The organism is Bacillus sp. es.036, from assembly GCF_002563635.1.
Taxonomy (GTDB): Bacteria; Bacillota; Bacilli; order Bacillales; family Guptibacillaceae; genus Guptibacillus.
In genome coordinates this window covers 1,924,410-1,947,327 of sequence record NZ_PDIZ01000001.1, presented here as the reverse complement: position 1 = coordinate 1,947,327, position 22,918 = coordinate 1,924,410, and the positions used below count along the sequence as shown (strand labels likewise).

Genomic DNA, 22,918 nt, shown 5'->3' with positions numbered 1-22,918 from the left:
ATTACTGTTTTTTAGAAGAGAATCTTGGCTGTACTTTATTTCGCTTGCGATCACGATAGAAAATAAATCCACCAACGAAAGCAAGGCCAGCGATAAGGAAAATGAGTCCGAAAATAAATTGAACAACAAGAGAAGTGAACGGTGGGTTTACTACTCCGAAAAGAACATCTCTCATTAATTTGATACCGATAACGCCGGTGATTCCTGGAATTAATACGACAAGCAAAGCAACTAACCTCATTACTGGTGCACCCTCTCTACACATCACTAGTGCTATTGTAGCGAAGTAGGAATGAAGTGTCCATTAGTGTTTGTAACTTACAAAAAACGATAAAAACAACCGTGCATAATTTGTCAAAATTAAAAAAGAGATGTATGATTAGTATGAAATATATTGCATGTATAGGGTGCAGGTGATGAAAAAGTTGCGAACATGTATGATTGTAGGTGCTGGAAGAGGCGGATTGGCGCTTTTGCAGATTTTGCAGGAAACTAAAATGATGAAAGTTATTGCGATGGTGGATTGTCACCAAGGCGCACCTGGTATTCTTAAAGCTCGTAATAGTGGGATAGCTGTATTTGAAGATTGGAAAGTAGCATTAAATCAATTTGAAATCGATGTCATTGTAGAAGCTACTGGGGATGAAGCGGTTTTTGAAGAAATAAGAGACAGGCGAGAAAAGCATACTGTCCTGATTCCAGGATCGGTCGCTAATATTGTTTTAAAGCTTATTGAAGAAAAAGAAATATTAATTGATACGTTACGACATCAATCCAAACAACAAGAAATTATTTTAGATTCAACACATGATGGCATGATTGCTGTGGATGTGAATGAGGAAGTGACCTTATTTAATCGAAGTGCCGAGAAAATAACGGGAATTAGCAAAGAGCTCGCGGATGGAAAAATAATTGGGTCTCTTATGGCTTCAAGTAGACTTCCGCGCGTCCTTTCATCTGGAAAAGCGGAAATTAATAAAGAACAGTTACTTCCTAATGGTAAGAAAATTATTACCACGAGAATTCCGATGTTTAATGATGAAGGAAAACGCATAGGGGCTTTGGCTGTTTTTAAAGATATGACCGCAATTGAACAGATGGCGCAAGAGGTAACAAATTTAAAAAGTGTTCAATCAATGCTGGAAGCTATAATACAGTCTTCTGACGAGGCAATCTCAGTAGTGGATGAAACTGGGAAAGGGCTTATGATCAACCCTGCCTACACAAGATTAACTGGTCTTCAACGGGAAGAAGTAATTGGAAAGCCGGCGAATACGGATATTTCTGAAGGTGAAAGCATGCACATGCGTGTACTCAGAACGAGAAAACCAGTGCGTGGCGTGCAAATGAAAGTCGGTCCCTCAAAAAGAGAAGTTGTTGTTAATGTTTCACCAGTTATAGTGGATGGTCTATTAAAAGGAAGTGTCGGTGTGATTCATGACATTTCAGAACTACACTCTTTGAACAATCAACTTCAACGAGCGAGACAAATAATCAGAACACTTGAAGCGAAGTATTCCTTTGAAGACATTATCGGGAAGTCAGAGGAAATGACTTTCTCTGTACAACAAGCGAAACTGGCAGCCTCGACGCCAGCTACTGTTCTTCTTCGTGGTGAATCGGGAACAGGTAAGGAACTATTTGCCCATGCCATACATAATGCAAGTGATCGTAAATACAACAAATTTGTCAGAGTGAACTGTGCTGCTATTTCTGAATCCTTATTTGAAAGCGAACTTTTTGGTTATGAAGATGGCGCATTTTCAGGTGCTAGACAGGGTGGTAAACGAGGGCTTTTTGAGGAGGCGAATGGAGGGAGTATATTCCTTGATGAAATAGGGGAGGTATCTCTAGGGACTCAGGCAAAGCTTCTTCGCGTTCTTCAGGAGCGAGAAATAGTTCGTGTAGGTGGAGCGAAGCCAATTTCAATTAATGTAAGAATAATTGCAGCAACAAATGCGAAACTGGAAAAAAGAATAATCGATGGTTCATTTAGGGAAGATTTATACTATCGATTAAATCGACTGCCGATACAAATAGCTCCTTTGAGACAACGGAAAGAAGATATTACTGCCCTTGCGAAACATTTACTTACGAAAATTAATCAAGATTATGGGAGAAATGTTAAAGGGATAACGGAGGCGGCTGTTGACTATTTAAAATCTTATGATTGGCCAGGTAATGTTAGGGAGTTTGAGAATGTTTTGGGAAGAATTGTGATTCATATGGATGTCTCTGAAACGATGATTGATTCGCACCATCTCCCATCATTGTTGAGTGAGAAAAAAGACGCTGATGTGCTGTTCGTCGAACGAACACCTGACAAAATGTTGTCTCAGCTAGTCGATGAATTTGAAAAGAAGACAATTCGTCAAACTCTTGCCCATTATGAGGGAAATAAAACTGCGACAGCAAAGGCCTTAGGTGTGTCACTTCGTAATCTGTACTACAAGATGGAAAAACACGGTATTGAAAAGTCTGGCATGCAATAATTTGCGTGGTGTGCAGGATTTTGCGTAGGCGATCAGCTTAAAACCCTGTTACGACAATAATGTAGAATTGGCACGGAACTTGCATAATAGTATGATGGCGTAGAGGGAGGACATCAATGAATCTAGATCAACTTGTAATGGAAGTATCCAAACAACCTAACAAAACGATTGCACTTGCTGCTGCTGCAGATAAAGAAGTGATTGAAGCGGTTCATAAAGCTATTCAGAAACAACTGGCATCATTCATTCTTTACGGTGAAAAGCAAGAAATCAAGCGAATGTTAACTGATGAAGGTTTAACTGAATCATCATCTCTTCAAATTGTGCATGTGGAGTCAGATCAAGAAGCTTCGAGAATGGCTGTTCAAGCCGTTCGAAATGGAGATGCCGATGTTTTAATGAAAGGAATGGTCTCCACTTCAGTCATTTTGAAAGAAGTATTAAATAAAGAATATGGCTTGCGAAAAGGAAAGGTTCTTTCGCACGTAGCCGCATTCGATGTTAGAGGATATGAACGACTGCTTTTTGTAACAGACTCTGGTATGAATATTGAGCCGGATTTAACGCAAAAGGTGGAAATTGTTAATAACGCCGTATCGATTGCGAGAAGTATTGGAATTGCGCGCCCTAAAGTTGTTCCGTTAGCCGCAGTAGAAGTCGTTAATCCAGCTATGCAAGCGACGCTTGATGCATCGGCGCTAACTCAGATGAATAGAAGAGACCAGATTTCTGAATGCGTGATTGATGGACCACTCGCATTGGATAACGCTATTTCAATAGAAGCAGCAGAGCATAAGGGAATACAAAGTGAAGTAGCTGGGAAAGCAGATATCCTTCTTGTTCCTTCAATAGAAGTAGGGAATGCATTGTATAAATCACTTGTCTATTTTGCAAATGCAAAAGTTGGTGGAGTCATCGCTGGCGCTAAAGCGCCAATTGTTTTAACTTCTCGCGCAGATAGTTCAGAAAGCAAAGTTTATAGTATCGCGCTTGCAGTAAGTTCAGCTAAATAAAATTAGAGGATAACAGAGAGGGAGATTACTGATGGAACTTTTTACTTATATGGAGAAATACGATTATGAACAAGTGGTTGTTTGTCAAGATAAAGCTTCAGGATTAAAAGCGATTATTGCGATTCATGATACAACTCTAGGACCAGCTCTCGGCGGAACAAGAATGTGGACATACGCTTCTGAAGAAGCTGCATTTGAGGATGCACTTCGTTTAGCCAAAGGAATGACGTACAAAAATGCTGCAGCAGGTTTAAATCTCGGCGGAGGAAAAACAGTTATCATCGGTGATCCTCGTAAAGACAAAAATGAAGCGATGTTCCGTGCATTTGGACGATATATTCAGGGATTAAACGGTCGTTACATTACTGCCGAAGACGTGGGTACTACTGTTCAAGATATGGATACTATTCATGAAGAAACAGAATATGTAACGGGTATTTCACCAGCGTTTGGTTCTTCTGGTAACCCTTCTCCTGTAACAGCTTATGGTGTTTATGTAGGAATGAAGGCGGCAGCAAAAGAAGCGTTTGGTACAGATTCTTTACAAGGTAAAACAGTAGCTGTTCAAGGTGTAGGAAATGTTGCCTATAATCTCTGCAAACACCTTCATGAAGAAGGAGCTTCTCTAGTTGTTACAGATATCAACAAAGAATCAGTTGATCGTGCAGTAACTGACTTTGGTGCAAAAGCTGTAGATCCCGACGACATTTACGAGGTAGACTGTGATATTTTTGCACCATGTGCACTTGGTGCAATTATCAATGACGATACAATTGGCAAAATTAAAGCGAAAGTTATTGCAGGAGCAGCAAACAACCAGCTTCGCGAAACAACACACGGTGATCAGATTCATGAGATGGGTATTGTTTATGCCCCAGACTATGTAATCAATGCTGGTGGTGTTATTAACGTTGCAGATGAGCTTTATGGCTATAATCGCGATCGTGCAATGAAGCGCGTTGATGGCATTTATGACACTATTTCAAAAGTTATCGAAATTTCTAAACGCGATGGCATTCCTACTTATGCAGCGGCAGACCGTCTTGCTGAAGAAAGAATTGAGCAAATGAAGCAGTCAAGAAGTCAATTCTTAATGAACTCTCAGCATATTTTAGGTCATCGTAGATAAACGGAGGGTTTGGAGTGACAGATAAAGTATATAGACTTCTGGTAATCAACCCGGGATCAACTTCAACAAAAATAGGCGTATTTGATAATGAGCGTGCTGTATTTGAGAAATCATTACGGCACGATACAGATGAAATCAATCAATTTAAAACAATCATCGATCAATATGAATTTAGGAAAAATACTATTCTTGAAGCGTTAGATGAAGAAGATATTAATATTTCGAGATTATCCGCGGTTGTAGGACGCGGTGGTTTGTTGCGTCCTATCGAGGGTGGAACATACTCAGTTAATGAACGCATGCTTGAAGATCTTCGTAATGGTTATTCGGGTGAACATGCTTCGAATTTAGGTGGGATTATTGCTTTTGAAATTGCTGAACAGCTCAATATCCCATCTTTTATTGTTGACCCAGTAGTTGTTGATGAGCTTCAAGATGTAGCTCGCCTTTCTGGAGTGCCAGAAATCGAACGTAAAAGTATTTTTCATGCATTAAACCAAAAAGCAGTCGCCAGACGAGTAGCTTCTCAATTAAATAGCAAATACGAAGATCTTAACCTTATCGTAACTCATATGGGTGGCGGGATAACCGTAGGCGCCCATCGAAAAGGTAAAGTCGTGGATGTAAATAATGGTTTGCACGGTGAAGGGCCATTCTCACCAGAACGTGCTGGAACAGTTCCTGTTGGTGATCTAGTCTCCATGTGTTTTTCAGGAGAATATTATGCTGACGAAATTATGAAAAAGCTTGTTGGACAAGCAGGTTACGTTGGTTATCTTGGAACAAACGATGCCGTTAAAGTGGAACAGCGGATTCAAAATGGAGATGAGAAGGCGAAACTGATCTTTGATGCCATGGCATACCAGGTAGCTAAAGAGATTGGAGCGGCTAGTGCTGTTCTTGCTGGAGAAGTGGATGCGATCGTTTTAACGGGTGGGCTTGCTTATGGAAAACAATTTGTCTCGCAAATTACTGAGCAAATCAAGTGGATTGCTGATGTTCTCGTTCATCCTGGTGAAAATGAGCTACAGGCACTCGCAGAAGGTGGATTACGCGTGTTAAGAGAAGAGGAAATAGCGAAAATTTATCCTGTTTCTTCTGTGGAGTCACTGGTTTAGAGCTTCTAACGCATTTTCATTAAAAATCATGTGCAGTGTCTCTTTTAAAAAAAGGGGAATAAAACGTTTTATAAAGGAGAATTTGAATGGCTGAAGAATATGATCTCGTCATAATGGGTGGAGGTACTGGGGGCTATGTAGCTGCTATTCGTGCTTCCCAACTAGGTCTAAAAACGGCAATCGTTGAAAAGCGTGAACTTGGTGGTACTTGTTTGCATCGCGGCTGTATTCCAAGTAAAGCGTTACTTCGAAGTGCAGAAGTATATGCCACTGCTAAGCATGGAGAGAAATTTGGCGTGATGGCAAAGGAAATTGCGTTAGATTTTAAAAAGGTTCAAGAACGTAAGCAGGGAATTGTTGAACAGCTTCATAATGGCGTGAAGCACCTTATGAAACAAGGGAAAATAGATGTATTTGAAGGATTCGGTCGAATTCTTGGGCCATCCATTTTCTCTCCAATGCCTGGTACGGTTTCAGTTGAAATGAATAACGGGGAAGAAAATGAAATGTTGATTCCTAAAAACGTTATTATTGCAACGGGCTCGAAGCCTCGTACGCTTCCTGGACTTGAGGTAGATGGCGAGTATGTTATGACCTCAGATGAAGCTCTTCATATGGAAAGCCTCCCATCTTCCATTATCATTGTCGGCGGTGGCGTTATTGGAATTGAGTGGGCGTCCATGCTTGTTGATTTTGGTGTAGAGGTGACTGTCCTCGAATATGCTGATCGTATTGTGCCAACAGAAGATAAAGATATCTCTAAAGAAGCACACAAATTGATGAAGAAAAAGGGGATCAAGCTTTTCACTGGTGCAAAAGTGATGGGCGAGTCGTTAACAAAGGATCAGGGTGTATCCATTCAAGCGGAACATGATGGAGAAACGAAAACGTTTTCTGCAGATAAGATGCTCGTGTCAGTAGGACGGGAAGCAAACGTGAAAAACATCGGTCTTGAGAACACGACAATTGAAGTAGATAACGGCGTTATTCAAACCAATGAATATTTCCAAACAAAAGAATCTCATATATACGCGATTGGTGATGTGATTGGTGGTATGCAGCTTGCTCACGTTGCTTCACATGAAGGGATTACTGCAGTAGAACACTTAGCCGATCAAGATCCTGACCCAATCGATTACACTCAGGTTCCAAGCTGTATTTACAGCAGTCCAGAAATGGCAAGTGTAGGGTTAACAGAAGCGCAGGCGAAAGAGCAAGGTCATAACGTTAAGATTGGAAAGTTCCCTTTTAAAGCAATAGGAAAAGCACTTGTTTTCGGAGAATCTGATGGATTTGTGAAAATTGTAGCTGATGCGGACAATGAGGATCTTTTAGGAGTACATATGATCGGCCCTCATGTAACCGATATGATTTCTGAAGCGGGTCTAGCGAAAGTTCTTGATGCGGCCTCTTGGGAAGTGGCGCATACAATTCATCCTCACCCAACACTGTCTGAAGCAATCGGTGAAGCTGCACTTGCAGTGGATGGGAAAGCAATTCATTCTTAATAAAAGGTTTATTTAAGGAGGTAAAACATTATGGCTGAAAATCGTCATGAAGCATTAGGACTTTCAGATGAGAGAGTGCTTGAAATGTTTGAAACAATGTTAATGGCTCGTAAAATCGATGAGCGCATGTGGTTACTTAATCGCGCTGGTAAAATCCCTTTCGTTATTTCCTGTCAGGGACAAGAAGCGGCTCAGGTTGGATCTGCATTTGCAATGGATCCAGAGAAAGATTTTGTTGCACCGTATTACCGTGATATGGGCGTAGTCCTTTCTTTCGGCATGACAGCAAAAGATCTGATGCTCTCAGGTTTCGCTAAAGCAGAAGATCCAAACTCAGCAGGTCGTCAAATGCCGGGTCACTTTGGACAGAAGAAGAACAACATCATCACTGGCTCTTCACCTGTAACAACTCAGGTGCCTCATGCAGTTGGTTTTGCTCTAGCGGGTCGCATGGAAGGGAAAGACCTTGTAACGTTCTGTTCGTTTGGAGAAGGCTCATCTAATCAGGGAGATTTTCATGAGGCGGCTAACTTTGCAGGCGTTCATAAGTTACCAGTGCTATTCGTTTGTGAAAACAACAAATACGCGATTTCAGTACCAGTTTCAAAGCAGTTAGCTTGTGAGAAAGTTTCTGATCGCGCGATTGGTTATGGCATGCCTGGTGTAACGGTTGATGGAAATGATCCACTTGCTGTTTATGAAGCTGCGAAAGAAGCGGTAGAAAGAGGGCGCCGAGGTGATGGCCCAACATTGATTGAGACTGTATCTTATCGTTTAACACCTCACTCAAGTGATGACGATGATCGCGCTTATCGTACGCGTGAAGAAGTTGAAGAAGCGAAGAAAAAGGATGCTGTTATTACGTTTGCAGCTTATTTAAAAGAAGTAGGCGTTTTGACTGATGAAATTGAAAAAGAAATTCATGAGCGTGTTCAAAAAGAAGTAGATGAAGCAACAGAGTACGCAGAAAATGCAGACTATGCACCAGCTGAAGATGCAATGAAGTATGTATACGAAGAGTAAGGAGGAACCATTATGCCAGTTATTTCATATATTCAAGCGATAACCCAGGCTTTAAGAGAAGAAATGCAGCGCGATGAGAAAGTTTTTGTACTAGGCGAGGATGTTGGTGTACGCGGAGGAGTTTTCCGCGCAACGGACGGTCTTTATGACGAGTTTGGTGAACAACGTGTGATTGATACCCCACTTGCAGAATCGGCCATTGCTGGTGTTGGAATTGGTGCTGCCATGTACGGAATGAGACCTGTTGCAGAAATGCAGTTTGCAGATTTTATTATGCCTGCTGTTAACCAAATTGTATCTGAAGCAGCGAAGATTCGTTATCGGTCAAATAATGATTGGAATTGTCCTATTACAATACGTGCCCCTTATGGTGGTGGCGTTCACGGTGCACTTTATCATTCACAATCCGTCGAAGCGCTTTTTGCTAACGTCCCTGGACTTAAAATTGTTATGCCTTCTACCCCTTACGATGCAAAAGGGCTGTTAAAAGCTGCCATTCGTGATAACGATCCGGTTCTTTTCTTTGAGCATAAGCGTGCTTATCGGTTGATCAAAGGCCAAGTCCCTGAAGAAGAGTATACGCTTCCAATTGGAAAAGCTGATGTAAAACGTGAAGGTGACGATATTACAGTAATTACATACGGTCTAAGCGTGCACTTTGCTCTTCAAGCAGCAGAGAAGCTTGAAAAAGACGGTATTTCTGCACATGTTCTTGATCTTCGTACAGTTTACCCATTGGACCGTGAGTCCATTGTGGAAGCTGCGAAAAAGACAGGTAAAGTTCTTCTTGTTACGGAAGACAACAAAGAAGGAAGTATCATTGGTGAAGTTTCTGCCATTATTGCAGAAGAGTGTCTTTTTGATCTTGATGCGCCGATTCAGCGCTTAGCAGGACCGGATGTACCAGCTATGCCGTACTCCCCACCAATGGAGAAGTACTTTATGCTGAATCCTGACAAAGTAGAAAAAGCAATGCGAGAACTAGCAGAATACTAAAAGATTGTAAGAAGTGGAGGGTTTATTGTGGCAGTTGAAAAAATACTGATGCCTCAACTTGGAGAAAGTGTCACAGAAGGAACGATTGAAAAATGGCTCGTTGAAGTCGGTGATACTGTAAACAAATATGATCCAATTGCAGAGGTAAATACAGATAAAGTGAATGCGGAAGTACCTTCATCTTATTCAGGAGTTATTAAAGAACTAGTCGCTGGAGAAGGCGATACAATTGAAGTCGGTGAGCTTGTATGTTACATCGATGTTGAAGGTGGAGCTGCTAAAGAAGAAAAGCAGGAAGAGTCAACAGGTCAACAGGCGATTGAAAACATTTCTGAAGAAAAGAAAGAGCAGGATGAGGATCAACCGATGAAACGTCGCTACTCACCAGCAGTTCTTCGTATGTCTCAAGAGAATAATATCGACCTTGAACAAATTAGTGGTTCTGGTAAAGGTGGGCGTATTACTCGAAAAGATATTCAGAAGGTAATTGACTCAGGTGAAATTCCAGCACCAAAGCAAGAACAAACTCCTGCTGAAAACAAAAAAGAAGCGAAGAGTGAAGCACCTAAAGCTCCAAAAGCTCCATCTAAATCAGTGCCAGAATCAAAAGCCGCTGATGTTCCTGTTGCAGAAGGCGATATTGAGATTCCAGTGACAGGTGTTCGTCGCGCCATTGCAAACAATATGCTTCGCAGTAAGCATGAAGCTCCACATGCGTGGACAATGGTGGAAGTAGATGTAACAAATCTTGTGGAATACCGTAATGGGATTAAAGATGATTTCAAAAAGAAAGAAGGGTATGGTTTAACGTTCTTTGCTTTCTTTGTTAAAGCTGTCGTCGAAGCACTTAAAGAATTCCCTCAAATGAATTCGATGTGGGCTGGAGATAAAATCGTTCAGAAAAAAGATATTAATATTTCGATTGCGGTTGGAACAGATGAATCACTTTTCGTTCCGGTTATTAAGAACGCAGATGAGAAATCAATTAAAGGGATTGCTCGTGAAGTGAAAGAGCTCGCCCAAAAAGCAAAAACAGGTAAGCTCAAAGGTGAAGAAATGCAGGGTGGAACGTTTACCGTAAATAACACTGGCTCATTTGGCTCTGTTCAATCTATGGGCATTATTAATTATCCTCAAGCTGCTATTCTTCAAGTAGAGAGCATTGTGAAACGACCAGTCGTTATGAATAACGGGATGATTGCTGTCCGTGATATGGTAAATCTTTGCCTTTCTCTTGATCACAGAGTACTTGATGGCATGATTTGCGGTAAGTTTCTTGCTCGAGTTAAAGAAAACCTAGAAACAATCTCAAAAGATAACACATCTGTTTACTAAAATGTACAGCCATCTCATTTAGGGATGGCTGTTTTTTTGATAGAATGAAAGCGTTTCTTGGAAAAGTGAAGTGATTCGCGATACAATAAGAAAGAAAGCGATTTGAATTAAGGGAGGAATCTAGCATGTCAATGGACTTTAATCTATTTATGAATGATGTTGTCGCGACAGCTCGTGAAGAGATCAAAGCAGCAGGATATAAAGAATTAACAACACCTGAAGAGGTAGAAGAGGTTGTGACAAGTAAAGGAACGACACTTGTGATGGTCAACTCAGTATGTGGTTGTGCAGGAGGCGTTGCGCGTCCTGCTGCAAGGATCGCGATCAATAACGAGAAAACACCTGATAATCTTGTAACGGTTTTTGCCGGTCAAGATAAAGAAGCAACAGCAAAAGCACGTTCTTATTTTACAGGGTTTGCACCATCTTCTCCTTCGTTTGCTATTCTAAAAGACGGAGAAATCATTAACATGGTAGAACGTCATGAAATCGAAGGAAGCGATCCTGAAGAAGTATCCGGAATGTTACAATATTTATTCAATAAATATTGCTAATAGCTTTTCAGTGAGCACCAGGCAAAATGCCTGGTGCTTTTTTATGCATTATTTATTCATTCTAAAATTTATGAAACTAAATGTAGTGATGTATATTTGTGAAAATAACAGAATATACAGAAAAAAATTACTTTAATTTATATGAAAATATATGAATAAATATGTAGAATAAGAACGAGATATCTGATATAGTGATAAATATTCAAGTTAACGAATTATTATACATTTATCAGGGGGAATAAAAATGAAGAAAAAATGGTTAATCGTGATAGTAGGATTATTTATGGTTATGGGACTTGCTGCATGCGGGTCTTCAAATGAAGATGCAAGCCAAGATGATGGCGCGAATTCAGAAAAAACTCTCGTAATGGGCACTTCTGCTGACTATCCGCCGTTTGAATATATTGATTCTGCGCAAGGAGAAGAGATTATTGGATTTGATGTAGATATCGCCAGTTACATCGCTGATGAATTAGGCTATAACGTTGAGATAAAGGATATGGATTTTAGTGGACTAATTACTGCATTAAGTAGTGAGCGTGTCGATTTTGTTCTTGCAGGGATGACGCCTACAGAAGAGCGTAAGGAGAACGTTGACTTCTCGGATATTTATTATTCAGCTAACCATATGATCGTCTCTTCAACGGATAATGAAATGGTAAAACCTGAAGATCTCGATGGAGCAAAAGTAGGGGTTCAACTCGGCTCAATTCAAGAAGACAAAGCTAACGAATTAAAAGAAAGTGGAATCGAAATGGAAATCGTCACGTTAAATCGTATTCCAGAACTGATTCAAGAACTTAAATCAGGACGTTATGATGCCATTATTATTGAAGATACTGTAGCAAAAGGCTACTTAGAAAGTAATGACGATCTCACTGGTGAGAATCTTCCTAATACAGAAGAGGCGGGGTCAGCTGTCGCTTTCCCGAAAGATAGTGAGTTAACGAACGAGTTTAACGAAGTAATTAAGGAAATGAAGGATAATGGTAAGATGGACGAGCTTATCGAAAAGTGGTTTGGACAGGACACCGTAGAATAACATCATAGAAGAAAGGATGAACAGGCATGAATTTGGATTTCGGTCAATTCGTGCCTAATATTCCCTACATCCTGCAAGGAATATTGGTCACGTTAAAGTTTGTTAGTGTTTCAGCTATAGTAGGATTTGTACTCGGCACAATACTTGCATTATTTAAAATCGGGCGAGTAAAGATGCTTAGTTGGCTAGCTGATGCTTATACATCTGTTTTCAGAGGTACCCCTCTTATCTTACAGTTATTATTATTTTATCATGCAACACCTCAGTTAACGGGTTATGATATTTCAGCTTTTGAAGCGGGTGTTCTCTCATTTGGTCTCAACTCTGCCGCCTATATATCTGAGATAATACGAGCAGGAATTCGTGCCGTAGACACTGGACAAAATGAAGCTGCCGCCGCCCTGGGTATTCCTTATCGTCCAATGATGAAGGATATTATCTTGCCGCAAGCTATGAAAAATATTTTACCTGCCCTTATGAATGAGTTTATTACATTAACAAAAGAATCTGCGATTGTTTCTGTTATTGGTGTATTTGATATTATGAGACGAAGTCAGATTGTGGCTGCTGAGAAATTCAAATACTTTGAACCGTTACTAATTGCAGGGATTATTTACTATTTGCTTGTTATGATTTTAACGCTGATAGGAAAAATAGTCGAAAGGAGAATGAGTCGCAGTGATTAAAGTAGAAAACCTTCACAAAAATTTCGGTAACAATGAAGTATTAAGTGGGATTAATACATCGATTAAGAAAGGTGAAGTGGTTGCGATTATAGGACCTTCTGGATCTGGTAAGTCGACTCTTCTTCGGTGTTTGAATCAACTAGAACAAGTAAGTTCTGGTTCAATATGGGTGGATGATAAGAAACTAACAGACTCATCTACAAATATCATGGACTTACGTCAGACAATTGGGATGGTCTTCCAACATTTTCATCTCTTTCCACATAAAACCGTTCTAGAAAACCTTATCTACGCACCAATGAAAGTAAAGGGAATAAAGCGAGATATTGCTGAAGCAAAAGCTCACGAGCTCCTTTTACAAGTAGGTCTATCGATGAAGGCGAATGAGTATCCAAAGCGCTTGTCTGGTGGACAAAAACAGCGTGTTGCGATTGCCAGAGCCCTAGCAATGGAGCCAGAATATATGTTGTTTGATGAACCTACATCTGCACTTGATCCTGAGATGGTTAAAGAGGTATTAGACGTCATGAAAGATCTTGGGCAATCTGGGATGACGATGGTCATCGTTACCCATGAAATGGCATTTGCAAGAGAAGCGGCAGATCGAATTTTGTTTTTAGATGAAGGAAAACTTGTTGAGGAGAGTGAACCTACTTCATTCTTTAATCACCCTAAAACAGATAGAGCAAAAGTATTCTTAGATAAGGTGTTGTAAAGTGAACATTCGTGTTCACTTTTTTGTTTTATTAAGTGTTTATTATGTATTCAATAAAAAAATGATCATGAAAGCGTTATCTAAACGAAATTAACTGTTCAATCAAGAGAAAATGGTTTAGACTCTGATAATTGAAGGATATTAAAGAAGTAACTCTTATTGTGGAAGGAAGAATTTTTATTGAAAGTGAAAATTGGCTATCGAACGTTAAAAACAGCAATAGGAACTGGGGTTGCCATCACCATTGCGCAACTTTTCTCACTTGATAACTATGTTTCTGCCGGTATTTTAACGATTCTTTGTATTAAACCAACAACTAAACGATCATTTCGAAGTTCTTGGGAACGGTTTTTGGCTTGTTTACTTGGTATTGTATTTAGTGCAGTATTTTTTGAAGGAATTGGTTATACACCGTTTAGCATATCTTTATTGCTACTCTTCTTTATACCAGTGGTTGTTGCGATAAAAGCAACGGAAGGCGTTATTACAAGTTCAGTTATCATACTTCATATTTATAATTTCAATCATGTAAGTTGGGGAATTGTATGGAATGAAGTAGCGATTATTGTCATAGGAATTGGGGTTGCACTTCTCTTTAATTTGTATATGCCAAGCCTTGAAAAAGATTTATTGAATATCAGAAAACAAATCGAAGAAAAATTTTCAGTTATCCTAATGGAGTATGCTGTTTATCTTCGTGAAGGGGAAAGTAACTGGGATGGAAAAGAGATCATTGAAGTTGGTGACTTACTTCAGTATGCTAAGAACCTTGCACTCAAAGATATAGAAAATCACATGTTACGTGATGATGATAAGTATTATGTTTATTTTAAAATGCGCGAAAAACAATTTGCGATCTTAGAGAGAGTGTTACCAATTATTTCATCTCTTGATCAAACTTATATTCATGGTCGTACAATGGCTGATTTTATGGAGAAGCTTAGTAGCTCAGTAAAGCCCCAAAATACAGCAAATGTTTTTCTAGAAGAATTAGAAACGATGCGTGAGGAATTTCGGAATTCGCCACTGCCTGCAGATCGTGAAGAGTTTGAAACGCGCTCAGCCCTTCTGTACTTTCTAAATGAAGTCGAACAATATTTGTTACTAAAGCGTTACTTTAAACCAGGAGCTTTTTCAAAAGCTGAATGAATCCTATAAATGGTTGCATGATAGAGAATAAAAGGAGTGATACATTTGTTCTCTATCATGTTATCACTGTATTTATCGGTATCCATTCTCTTTCCATTCGGTACTCAGCCAAATGCGGGTGACCCATTCCTTATTGTAAATAAGAAGGTGAACGAATTAGCTTATATTGATGGAAATGAAGTTCAGCGTGTTTTATCGGTAGCGACTGGTAAAAGTATAGATCAGACTCCTGAAGGACTATTTACAATAATTGTGAAGGCGGAAAATCCTTATTACAGAAAGAAAAATATTGAAGGTGGAGTGAAAGAGAATCCGCTTGGTACAAGGTGGATTGGTTTTGATGCAAAAGGAACAAACGGTCGAATTTATGGCGTCCATGGAACAAATCGTCCAGATTCAATTGGGAAATATACAACTGCTGGATGTATCCGACTTTTAAATGAGGAAGTTGAACTGCTTTATAATGACATACCAATTGGAACTAAAATTCTAATTGCTTCAAGCGATCAATCTTTTTATGAACTGGCAAGTAAAGCTGGAGCGATAGGAGAAAACATCGAATTAAAGTGATCATAAAAAGAAGAAGCTGTCTAATGGCAGCTTCTTCTTTTCTATGCTTTGTTTCCTATATTTGTGAAATAGCTAGTTGAGTCATTAAAACAACATCGCTGTTGCTCCAGCAAATAAACTAAGAAGCATCGAAATAATCATAATATAAACAACGATCTTTGTAGCTTTACGAGGCATGAGAGTCCCTCCCAAAATAAGCATTCTTTCGTTATTTTACAATGATTTGTTCGGTTGGACAAGTCTATCCTTGATGAAACTAGAAAGTGTTTCGACAAATTTTACGAATTTTAGAGGAAAACGCTTACTTTATCCAGAATTAGATATAAGTTAGACATCTAAATTTCAAATCAATTCAATTAGAGGAAGACAACCAGGGAGGAATGGGGATGGAGACAGAAAAGAAAGATTTTCAAAGTCAATTCGAGGAATGGAAAGCACTAACTGAAAAATTAATCGAGAAATTTCCGGAGAAAAAAGAAGCGTTTAAGACGAGCTCTGGAATTGACATAGACCGTCTTGGACATCCGGATCACTTAGATCAGTATTATATGGAGAAACTGGGTTTACCCGGACAATATCCATACACACGAGGGATTCAACCAACCATGTATCGTGGTAGAACATGGACAATGAGACAATATGCGGGGTTTGGCTCAGCTGAGGAAACCAATCGTCGCTTTCGCTATTTACTTGATCAAGGTCAAACTGGCTTATCCGTTGCCTTCGATCTTCCAACGCAAATTGGATATGATTCGGATGATATGATGGCAAAAGGAGAAGTTGGTAAGGTAGGCGTAGCGATTGATTCACTCGATGATATGGAAGCGCTTTTACGAGATATCCCTCTTGATAAAGTGAGTACGTCCATGACGATTAATGCTCCGGCATCGGTATTACTAGCGATGTACATCGTCGTAGCAGAAAAACAGGGAGTATCACAAGAACAAATTTCTGGAACGATCCAGAATGACATTTTAAAAGAATATATAGCAAGGGGAACGTATATTTTTCCTCCAAAACCATCTATGCGATTGATTACAGACATTTTTGCCTATTGCGCAGAGTATGTACCGCGATGGAATACAATTAGTATATCTGGCTACCACATTCGAGAAGCGGGTTCGACGGCTGCTCAGGAACTAGCGTTTACCATTGCGAATGGCATTGCTTATGTCGATGCAGCAATTGAAACGGGGTTAAAAGTCGACGATTTTGCGCCAAGGCTTGCTTTCTTTTTTAATGGGCATAATCAATTTCTTGAAGAAGTTGCGAAATTTAGAGCAGCGCGAAGAATATGGGCTAAAATAATGAAAGAACGGTATGGTGCAAAAAAGCCGAAAAGTCTGCAGCTCCGCTTTCACACTCAAGTTGCTGGATCAACGTTAACAGCCCAACAGCCGGACAACAATATCGTCCGGGTGACCATTCAAGCACTTGCGGCTGTTCTAGGAGGGACACAGAGCCTTCATACGAATGCGAAAGATGAAGCGTTAGCATTACCAACGGAAGATTCCGCACGGATTGCTCTTAGAACCCAGCAAATTATTGCAAACGAAAGCGGCGTAACAGATACGGTTGATGCCCTTGGTGGCTCTTATTTTATAGAGAATTTGACTGATCAGCTTGAAGCGTATGTTTTTGATTATATTCGTAAGATCGATGATATGGGCGGAGCAGTATCCGCTGTTGAACAGGGCTATATGCAGCGCGAAATTCACCAGGCTTCTTATGAAACGCAAAAGAAAATCGAGAGTGGTGAAGAAGTCGTCGTGGGCATGAATCAATACAAGTTAGAAGACGAACCCAAACCAGAATTACATCGTATTGATCCAGAGCTTCAACGGAAACAAATTGAAAAGCTTGAAACTCTAAGGACTACAAGAGACCAACATCGAGTGAGCGCTCGGTTGGAGGAATTAAGGTCGGGAGCTAAAGGCACAAGTAATTTGATGCCGCTTATTATTAATTGTGTTCGAGATTATTGTACAGTCGGTGAAATATGCGGCATACTCCGAGAAGAATTTGGCGAATACACTGGAATCTAAACAAACGGGGAGTGGAAAGAGATGAAGAAGATACGCGTTTTAATTGCAAAGCCAGGTCTTGATGGTCATGATAGAGGCGCTCTTGTAATCGCTCAGGCCCTTCGTGATTATGGAATGGAAGTAATCTATACGGGTTTAAGGCAAACGCCACAACAAATCGTCACAGCTGCAATACAAGAAGATGTGGATGCGATTGGCTTATCATGCTTATCAGGTGCACATAATGAACTATTCCCTGAAATTGTTTCACTGCTAGAACAGCGCAATGCAGGGGATATTATCGTTGTGGGAGGTGGAGTTATTCCTTGGGAAGACATCCCCTTCTTAGAATCAAAAGGAATTCAAAAGGTATTTACGCCAGGTACGCCAACTAAAGATACAGCTGTTTTTATCGAAAAAGCAGTGTACGAGCGAGACGGAATCGATCAATCCATTAAAGAACCTCCTAAAAAAATTGATCACATCGGAATTGCAGTATCTTCTCTAGAAGAGGCGCTCCCTTTTTATGTGAACCAGCTTCATTTGAAACTAGAGGCAATTGAAGAAGTTGTTTCAGAAGGGGTGAAAGTGGCTTTTATGAAAATCGGTGAGTCTAGAATAGAACTTCTAGAGCCTATTGGAGATTCAAGTCCAATTGCTTCATTTATTAATAAAAGAGGCGAAGGAATTCATCACATTGCACTTGCAGACGATCGAATTGAAGACAGGCTACGTGAACTTTCTGAAAACGGAGTGAAACTTATTCATGAAACGCCTGTTAAAGGTGCTGGTGGAGCGAATATTGCATTTCTGCATCCTAAATCAGCAGGAGGGGTCCTGTACGAACTTTGTGATAAACCTTCGAAGGAGGCAGAATAATGGATATGTATGATAAAATCAACGAATTGTACGATCGACGGAGAGAAGTAGAGCTTGGAGGTGGGGATGAACGAATTAACAAACAGCATGAGAAAGGAAAGTTAACGGCTCGAGAACGAATTGATTTACTCGTTGACCCGGGTACGTTTGTTGAACTTAATTCGTTTATTGAACATCGATCTCAAGATTTTGGAATGGGAGATGTAAAAGCGCCGGGTGAAGGTGTGGTCACCGGTTATGGAAAGGTGAATGGCCGTCCTATTTATCTATTTGCGCAAGATTTTACCGTTTTTGGCGGAGCGCTAGGTGAAATGCATGCCAAAAAAGTAGCACACGTTATGGATCTTGCAGCGCGTAATGGTGCGCCAATTATCGGTTTGAACGACTCTGGAGGTGCGAGGATTCAAGAAGGTGTGGTATCATTGGATGGGTATGGACACATCTTTTATCGAAACTCCATCTATTCTGGTGTGATTCCACAAATTTCGGTGATTATGGGGCCATGCGCAGGTGGAGCTGTTTATTCCCCTGCAATTACAGATTTTGTTTTTATGGTAGAAGATACGAGTCAGATGTTTATAACTGGACCAAAAGTCATTGAAACGGTTACACGTGAGAAGATTACAGCAGAAGACCTTGGTGGTGCGAAAGTCCATCGTTCTAAAAGTGGCAATGCTCACTTTACAGGTAAAACAGAAGAAGAGGTTCTCGCAAGTGTTCGAGATTTGATCAGCTATTTACCATCCAATAATGAAGAAAAGAGCCCCATCATTAAAAGTGAAGAACGTGACGATTTCTGTGCAGATCTTGCTGACATTGTTCCATTTGATGCGACCAGGCCATATGACGTTAGAACGGTGATTGATGCAGTAGTAGATAAAGACTCATTTCTTGAAGTACAAAAATATTTTGCGAAAAACATTGTTGTTGGTTTTGCAAGAATAAAAGGTGAGACGGTAGGAATGGTCTGCAATCAGCCAAAAGTTATGGCTGGTGGACTCGACATTGATTCATCTGACAAGCTTGCGCGCTTTATTCGGTTCTGTGATTCTTTTAATATTCCATTAATTACGTTTGAAGATGTTACGGGGTTTTTCCCGGGTATTAAACAGGAGCATGGAGGTATTATCCGCCATGGAGCTAAAATTCTTTATTCCTATTCAGAAGCGACCGTACCAAAAATTACGGTTATCCTAAGGAAAGCATACGGTGGCGCTTATGTCGCTTTAAATTCCAAATCCATTGGAGCCGATCTCGTGTATGCATGGCCAAATGCTGAAATTGCCGTAATGGGTCCGGAAGGTGCAGCAAATGTGATTTTTGCAAGAGAAATTAATGAGAGTGAAGATCCAGAAGCAACGCGAGCTGCAAAGATTGAAGAATATCGTGAGAAGTTCGCGAACCCATACATAGCTGCTTCACGTGGGATGGTTGATGACGTCATCGATCCAAGAGAAACGAGAAAGAAACTGATTGAAGCGCTCGAAATGATGCGGAATAAGCACGAAGAACGCCCTAAGAAGAAACACGGCAATATCCCGCTTTAAACCGATTTCTAGGAGGCACAAACAACATGATTAATGAACAAAGACTAGTAGACGAATTTTTAGAGTTGGTTCAAATTGATTCTGAAACGAAACACGAGAAGAAAATTGCTTCCATTTTAAAGGAGAAATTCACATCGCTTGGTGTGGAAGTAGAAGAAGATGATGCTGCAGATAAGACAGATCATGAGGCAGGGAACTTAATCTGCACGCTTAAAGGGAACATTGAAAAAGCAGATCCGATTTACTTTACTTCTCATATGGATACAGTAGTGCCAGGTAAAGGCATTAAGCCATCCATCAAAGATGGGTATGTGGTAACCGATGGAACAACGATCCTTGGAGCCGATGATAAAACCGGTTTAGCTGCTATGTTTGAAGCCATTCGCGTATTAAAAGAACAAAACATTGAGTATGGAACGATTCAGTTTATTATTACGGTTGGAGAAGAATCAGGGCTTCAAGGTGCAAAAGTTCTTGATCCTGAAAAGCTAATCGCCAAATTTGGTTATGCGCTTGATAGTGATGGTGAAGTCGGAAAAATCATTACCGCTGCTCCTACGCAAGCGAAAATAAAAGCAACCATTTATGGGAAAACAGCTCATGCTGGTGTTGCACCAGAAAAAGGCGTTTCAGCGATCACCATGGCAGCCAAATCAATCGCGAAAATGCCGCTTGGTCGACTTGACGATGAAACAACAGCGAATATCGGTCGTTTTGAAGGTGGTTCTCAAACAAACATTGTTTGTGATCATGTAGAAGTACTAGCTGAAGCGCGGTCTCTAGTTCCAGAGAAGATGGAAGCGCAAGTCGAAAAAATGAAACAAGCCTTTGAAAAAACGGCTTCTGAAATGGGCGGTTCTGTAGAACTTGATATTAAAGTTATGTACCCTGGCTTTAAGTTCAATGAAGGCGACTATGTTGTTGAAGTAGCCAAAAAAGCGATGGAAAAGATAGGGCGTCGCCCAGAACTATTAACGAGTGGCGGTGGAAGTGATGCCAATGTGATTGCTGGGCATGGTATCCCTACAGTCAATCTTGCAGTTGGTTACGAAGAAATTCATACAACGAATGAAAGGATGCCAGTAAAAGAATTAGTAAAGGTATCTGAAGCAGTTATCTCAATTATTAAAGAAGTTGCCAATGCGTAGAAGCATTGTTTAGAACATTGTCGATTTTCGGCAATGTTCTCTTTTTTGTTACATACACCTTTGTGGCACTGCTTCTATATTATGTTAAACTAGAACGGTATGATTATAATTATTGAAGTGGAAGCGGTGTTAAAATGGACTCTATTCAAACTCATAAACTTATGAATTATATGCGAGGAACTTATAAAGTACTGGAAAATGAATGGCAAAAAAATGCGAGAGAAATTGGATTAACTCAAGCCGAACAGCATGTGATGTGGATTGTTTATTTGGAAGAAGAAGTTACCATTACAAGAGTTTCAGAAATTGGGCTTTGGGACGTATCAACAGTTATGCAGGTGTTAAAACGTTTGAAGAACAAACTGTTTGTCAAACTTGATAAGAAAGCGAACGACCGGCGCGTATCATACGTGACCTTGACGGAAGAAGGTCATCATAAAGTGGAAGCTAGTACGCAGTATTCCTATGCGGTCATGAATTACTTAGATGAGTATCGCTCAAAATCAGCTGAAAATGCTGAATTTCTAGATGCTATGTACGAATTTCAAATGGAATTCAACCAGCATTTTCACGGTAGTGAATTTGTGAAATGGGTAGAACGAAAGCAAGTACTCACCACGTGAGACAGGAGACCTCTCCTGTCTTTTTAGCATGAGTGGCGGGAAACGCAACGGTTTCGATAGAGGGCTTAAGGAGATGGATGGAATGGACCTTAGTACAAAGGGAAGAGGAAGAATTATTTTTCATGTGGATATGAACAGTTTTTACGCGTCTGTCGAAGTCGCTCATAACCCAAAACTTCGAGGAAAACCTCTTGCTATTGCGGGGAATGTAGAGGAAAGGCGAGGTATTGTTGTAACGAGTAGCTATGAAGCGAGAAAGAAAGGCGTCAAGACAACAATGCCGGTTTGGGAAGCCAAAAAGCACTGTCCTGAACTTCTCATTATGCCACCTAATTTTCCACTTTACCGACAAACCTCTCTCCAAATTTTTGAACTATTAGAAACCTACACGCCACTCGTCCAGCCAGTTTCCATTGATGAAGGGTATTTAGATATAACAGAAGATTGTGGACATCGGAATCCTATTGAAATAGCGGAGGAAATTCAAAATCGCATTCATGCTGAAATTGGCATCCCTTGTAGTATTGGAATTGCACCAAATAAATTTTTAGCAAAGATGGCTTCTGATATGAAAAAGCCTTTAGGGATTACCATTCTTCGTAAACGAGAGTTAGATCAATTGCTCTGGCCACTTGATGTTGGGGAAATGCATGGGGTAGGAAAGAAAACAAAAGAAAAATTACTTGAGCTAGAAATTAAAACCATCCACGATCTAGCTCATGCGAATCCTCTACAACTTGAAATGAAGCTAGGCATTAATGGAAGAAGGTTACATGAGCGTGCCAACGGACGAGACAATCGCCCCGTTGATCCAGATGCGATAGATGAATTTAAAAGTGTTGGCAATTCCACTACGTTTCCGGAAGATCTTATTGATCATCACCGCATTCATACCGCACTCACAAATTTATCTGATTCTGTAGCTAAGCGGATGGCCAAAAAGAACGTTCTGAGTTTTAATATTCAGCTAACGATACGTTACAGTGATCGAACAACCGTTACTAGAAGTAGAAAACTTCAAAATCCCATATCTCAGTCTGCGGACATTCTTGAAGCTGTTCAAGCTCTCTTTGAGAAGAATTGGTCAGGGCAGCCGATTCGCTTACTTGGCGTAACAGGACAGCAGCTAGTTGATCGAAACGAGGCCACTGTTCAGCTTGATTTATTTTCTTTTGAAGCGGATTCAAAACGATACAATCTCCAGAATACGATTGGTTCGATTCGATCCAAATATGGTGAGGGAGCTCTTCTTAAAGGAAATCAACTCGGTAAGGATGGAAGTCATAAGTTAAGAGATGAGAAAAGGCGTGGCACAAGTTTAGATCGTGACTTCCTCTGGAAGTATAAGCAAGATAAGGATTAATCGA

At 40.2% G+C, this 22,918-nt stretch carries 22 protein-coding genes; 20 read left to right on the top strand and 2 right to left on the bottom strand.

The genetic code is table 11. The features are described 5' to 3' along the window. Position 1 precedes the first annotated feature (1 nt). Entirely contained in the window at positions 2-241 is a 240-nt protein-coding gene (locus tag ATG70_RS09950) for a DUF2627 domain-containing protein (RefSeq protein WP_257147658.1), read from the bottom strand. 184 nt (positions 242-425) lie between these two features. Between ATG70_RS09950 and ATG70_RS09945 the strand changes: the two genes are divergently transcribed. The 14 genes from ATG70_RS09945 (at position 426) to ATG70_RS09880 (ending at position 15,330) form a co-directional block, all read left to right on the top strand. After that, positions 426-2,492, top strand: a complete 2,067-nt coding sequence (locus tag ATG70_RS09945; RefSeq protein WP_373560781.1) for a sigma 54-interacting transcriptional regulator — start codon at positions 426-428, stop codon at positions 2,490-2,492. A 116-nt stretch (positions 2,493-2,608) separates the two neighbouring features. Then, complete coding sequence (gene yqiS, locus ATG70_RS09940; protein ID WP_098444153.1) at positions 2,609-3,505, top strand: phosphate butyryltransferase; 897 nt, start codon at positions 2,609-2,611, stop codon at positions 3,503-3,505. A 31-nt stretch (positions 3,506-3,536) separates the two neighbouring features. Beyond that, positions 3,537-4,634, top strand: a complete 1,098-nt coding sequence (gene bcd, locus ATG70_RS09935; protein ID WP_098444152.1) for a branched-chain amino acid dehydrogenase — start codon at positions 3,537-3,539, stop codon at positions 4,632-4,634. 14 nt (positions 4,635-4,648) lie between these two features. Further along, the gene (gene buk, locus ATG70_RS09930; RefSeq protein WP_098444151.1) at positions 4,649-5,752 is read left to right on the top strand and encodes a butyrate kinase; all 1,104 of its coding nucleotides are present in this window, start codon (positions 4,649-4,651) and stop codon (positions 5,750-5,752) included. 86 nt (positions 5,753-5,838) lie between these two features. Continuing rightward, positions 5,839-7,260 carry a dihydrolipoyl dehydrogenase gene (gene lpdA, locus ATG70_RS09925; RefSeq protein WP_098444150.1) on the top strand — a complete coding sequence of 474 codons (1,422 nt, stop codon included), beginning with the start codon at positions 5,839-5,841 and terminating at the stop codon, positions 7,258-7,260. A 30-nt stretch (positions 7,261-7,290) separates the two neighbouring features. Then, positions 7,291-8,283, top strand: coding sequence for a thiamine pyrophosphate-dependent dehydrogenase E1 component subunit alpha (locus tag ATG70_RS09920; protein WP_098444149.1), 993 nt, complete (start codon positions 7,291-7,293; stop codon positions 8,281-8,283). A 12-nt stretch (positions 8,284-8,295) separates the two neighbouring features. Next, the gene (locus tag ATG70_RS09915; RefSeq protein ID WP_098444148.1) at positions 8,296-9,279 is read left to right on the top strand and encodes an alpha-ketoacid dehydrogenase subunit beta; all 984 of its coding nucleotides are present in this window, start codon (positions 8,296-8,298) and stop codon (positions 9,277-9,279) included. Positions 9,280-9,306: 27 nt separating this feature from the next. Beyond that, positions 9,307-10,614 (top strand): dihydrolipoamide acetyltransferase family protein, encoded by a 1,308-nt coding sequence (locus ATG70_RS09910; RefSeq protein WP_098444147.1) that lies wholly within the window; start codon positions 9,307-9,309, stop codon positions 10,612-10,614. A 125-nt stretch (positions 10,615-10,739) separates the two neighbouring features. Beyond that, a complete protein-coding gene (locus tag ATG70_RS09905) occupies positions 10,740-11,168 on the top strand; it encodes a BrxA/BrxB family bacilliredoxin (RefSeq protein ID WP_098444146.1) in 429 nt (142 codons plus the stop codon). 244 nt (positions 11,169-11,412) lie between these two features. After that, the gene (locus ATG70_RS09900) at positions 11,413-12,210 is read left to right on the top strand and encodes a transporter substrate-binding domain-containing protein (RefSeq protein ID WP_098444145.1); all 798 of its coding nucleotides are present in this window, start codon (positions 11,413-11,415) and stop codon (positions 12,208-12,210) included. 26 nt (positions 12,211-12,236) lie between these two features. Further along, positions 12,237-12,896: an amino acid ABC transporter permease gene (locus ATG70_RS09895; protein WP_098444144.1), complete on the top strand. Its 660-nt coding sequence runs from the start codon at positions 12,237-12,239 to the stop codon at positions 12,894-12,896. Next, the gene (locus ATG70_RS09890) at positions 12,889-13,611 is read left to right on the top strand and encodes an amino acid ABC transporter ATP-binding protein (RefSeq protein WP_098444143.1); all 723 of its coding nucleotides are present in this window, start codon (positions 12,889-12,891) and stop codon (positions 13,609-13,611) included. The genes ATG70_RS09895 and ATG70_RS09890 overlap by 8 nt, the downstream gene beginning before the upstream one ends. Before the next feature lie 180 nt (positions 13,612-13,791). Further along, a complete protein-coding gene (locus tag ATG70_RS09885; protein WP_098445783.1) occupies positions 13,792-14,760 on the top strand; it encodes an aromatic acid exporter family protein in 969 nt (322 codons plus the stop codon). A gap of 39 nt (positions 14,761-14,799) precedes the next feature. Continuing rightward, positions 14,800-15,330 carry a L,D-transpeptidase gene (locus ATG70_RS09880; protein ID WP_098445782.1) on the top strand — a complete coding sequence of 177 codons (531 nt, stop codon included), beginning with the start codon at positions 14,800-14,802 and terminating at the stop codon, positions 15,328-15,330. 84 nt (positions 15,331-15,414) lie between these two features. Here the strand turns inward: ATG70_RS09880 and prli42 are convergent, their stop codons facing one another. Beyond that, positions 15,415-15,507 carry a stressosome-associated protein Prli42 gene (prli42, locus tag ATG70_RS22180; RefSeq protein ID WP_142329569.1) on the bottom strand — a complete coding sequence of 31 codons (93 nt, stop codon included), beginning with the start codon at positions 15,505-15,507 and terminating at the stop codon, positions 15,415-15,417. A gap of 209 nt (positions 15,508-15,716) precedes the next feature. Between prli42 and ATG70_RS09875 the strand changes: the two genes are divergently transcribed. The 6 genes from ATG70_RS09875 to ATG70_RS09850 all read left to right on the top strand — a co-directional run bounded on the left by ATG70_RS09875 (position 15,717) and on the right by ATG70_RS09850 (position 22,914). After that, entirely contained in the window at positions 15,717-17,375 is a 1,659-nt protein-coding gene (locus tag ATG70_RS09875) for an acyl-CoA mutase large subunit family protein (RefSeq protein ID WP_098444142.1), read from the top strand. Between the two features lie 21 nt (positions 17,376-17,396). Beyond that, entirely contained in the window at positions 17,397-18,233 is an 837-nt protein-coding gene (gene mce, locus ATG70_RS09870; RefSeq protein ID WP_098444141.1) for a methylmalonyl-CoA epimerase, read from the top strand. Beyond that, positions 18,233-19,780 (top strand): acyl-CoA carboxylase subunit beta, encoded by a 1,548-nt coding sequence (locus ATG70_RS09865; protein ID WP_098444140.1) that lies wholly within the window; start codon positions 18,233-18,235, stop codon positions 19,778-19,780. The genes mce and ATG70_RS09865 overlap by 1 nt, the downstream gene beginning before the upstream one ends. Before the next feature lie 26 nt (positions 19,781-19,806). Continuing rightward, positions 19,807-20,928 carry a M20/M25/M40 family metallo-hydrolase gene (locus ATG70_RS09860; protein WP_098444139.1) on the top strand — a complete coding sequence of 374 codons (1,122 nt, stop codon included), beginning with the start codon at positions 19,807-19,809 and terminating at the stop codon, positions 20,926-20,928. A gap of 134 nt (positions 20,929-21,062) precedes the next feature. After that, positions 21,063-21,551 carry a BlaI/MecI/CopY family transcriptional regulator gene (locus ATG70_RS09855; RefSeq protein WP_098444138.1) on the top strand — a complete coding sequence of 163 codons (489 nt, stop codon included), beginning with the start codon at positions 21,063-21,065 and terminating at the stop codon, positions 21,549-21,551. An 82-nt stretch (positions 21,552-21,633) separates the two neighbouring features. Beyond that, positions 21,634-22,914 (top strand): DNA polymerase IV, encoded by a 1,281-nt coding sequence (locus ATG70_RS09850; protein ID WP_098445781.1) that lies wholly within the window; start codon positions 21,634-21,636, stop codon positions 22,912-22,914. The last annotated feature ends 4 nt before the right edge of the window (positions 22,915-22,918 follow it).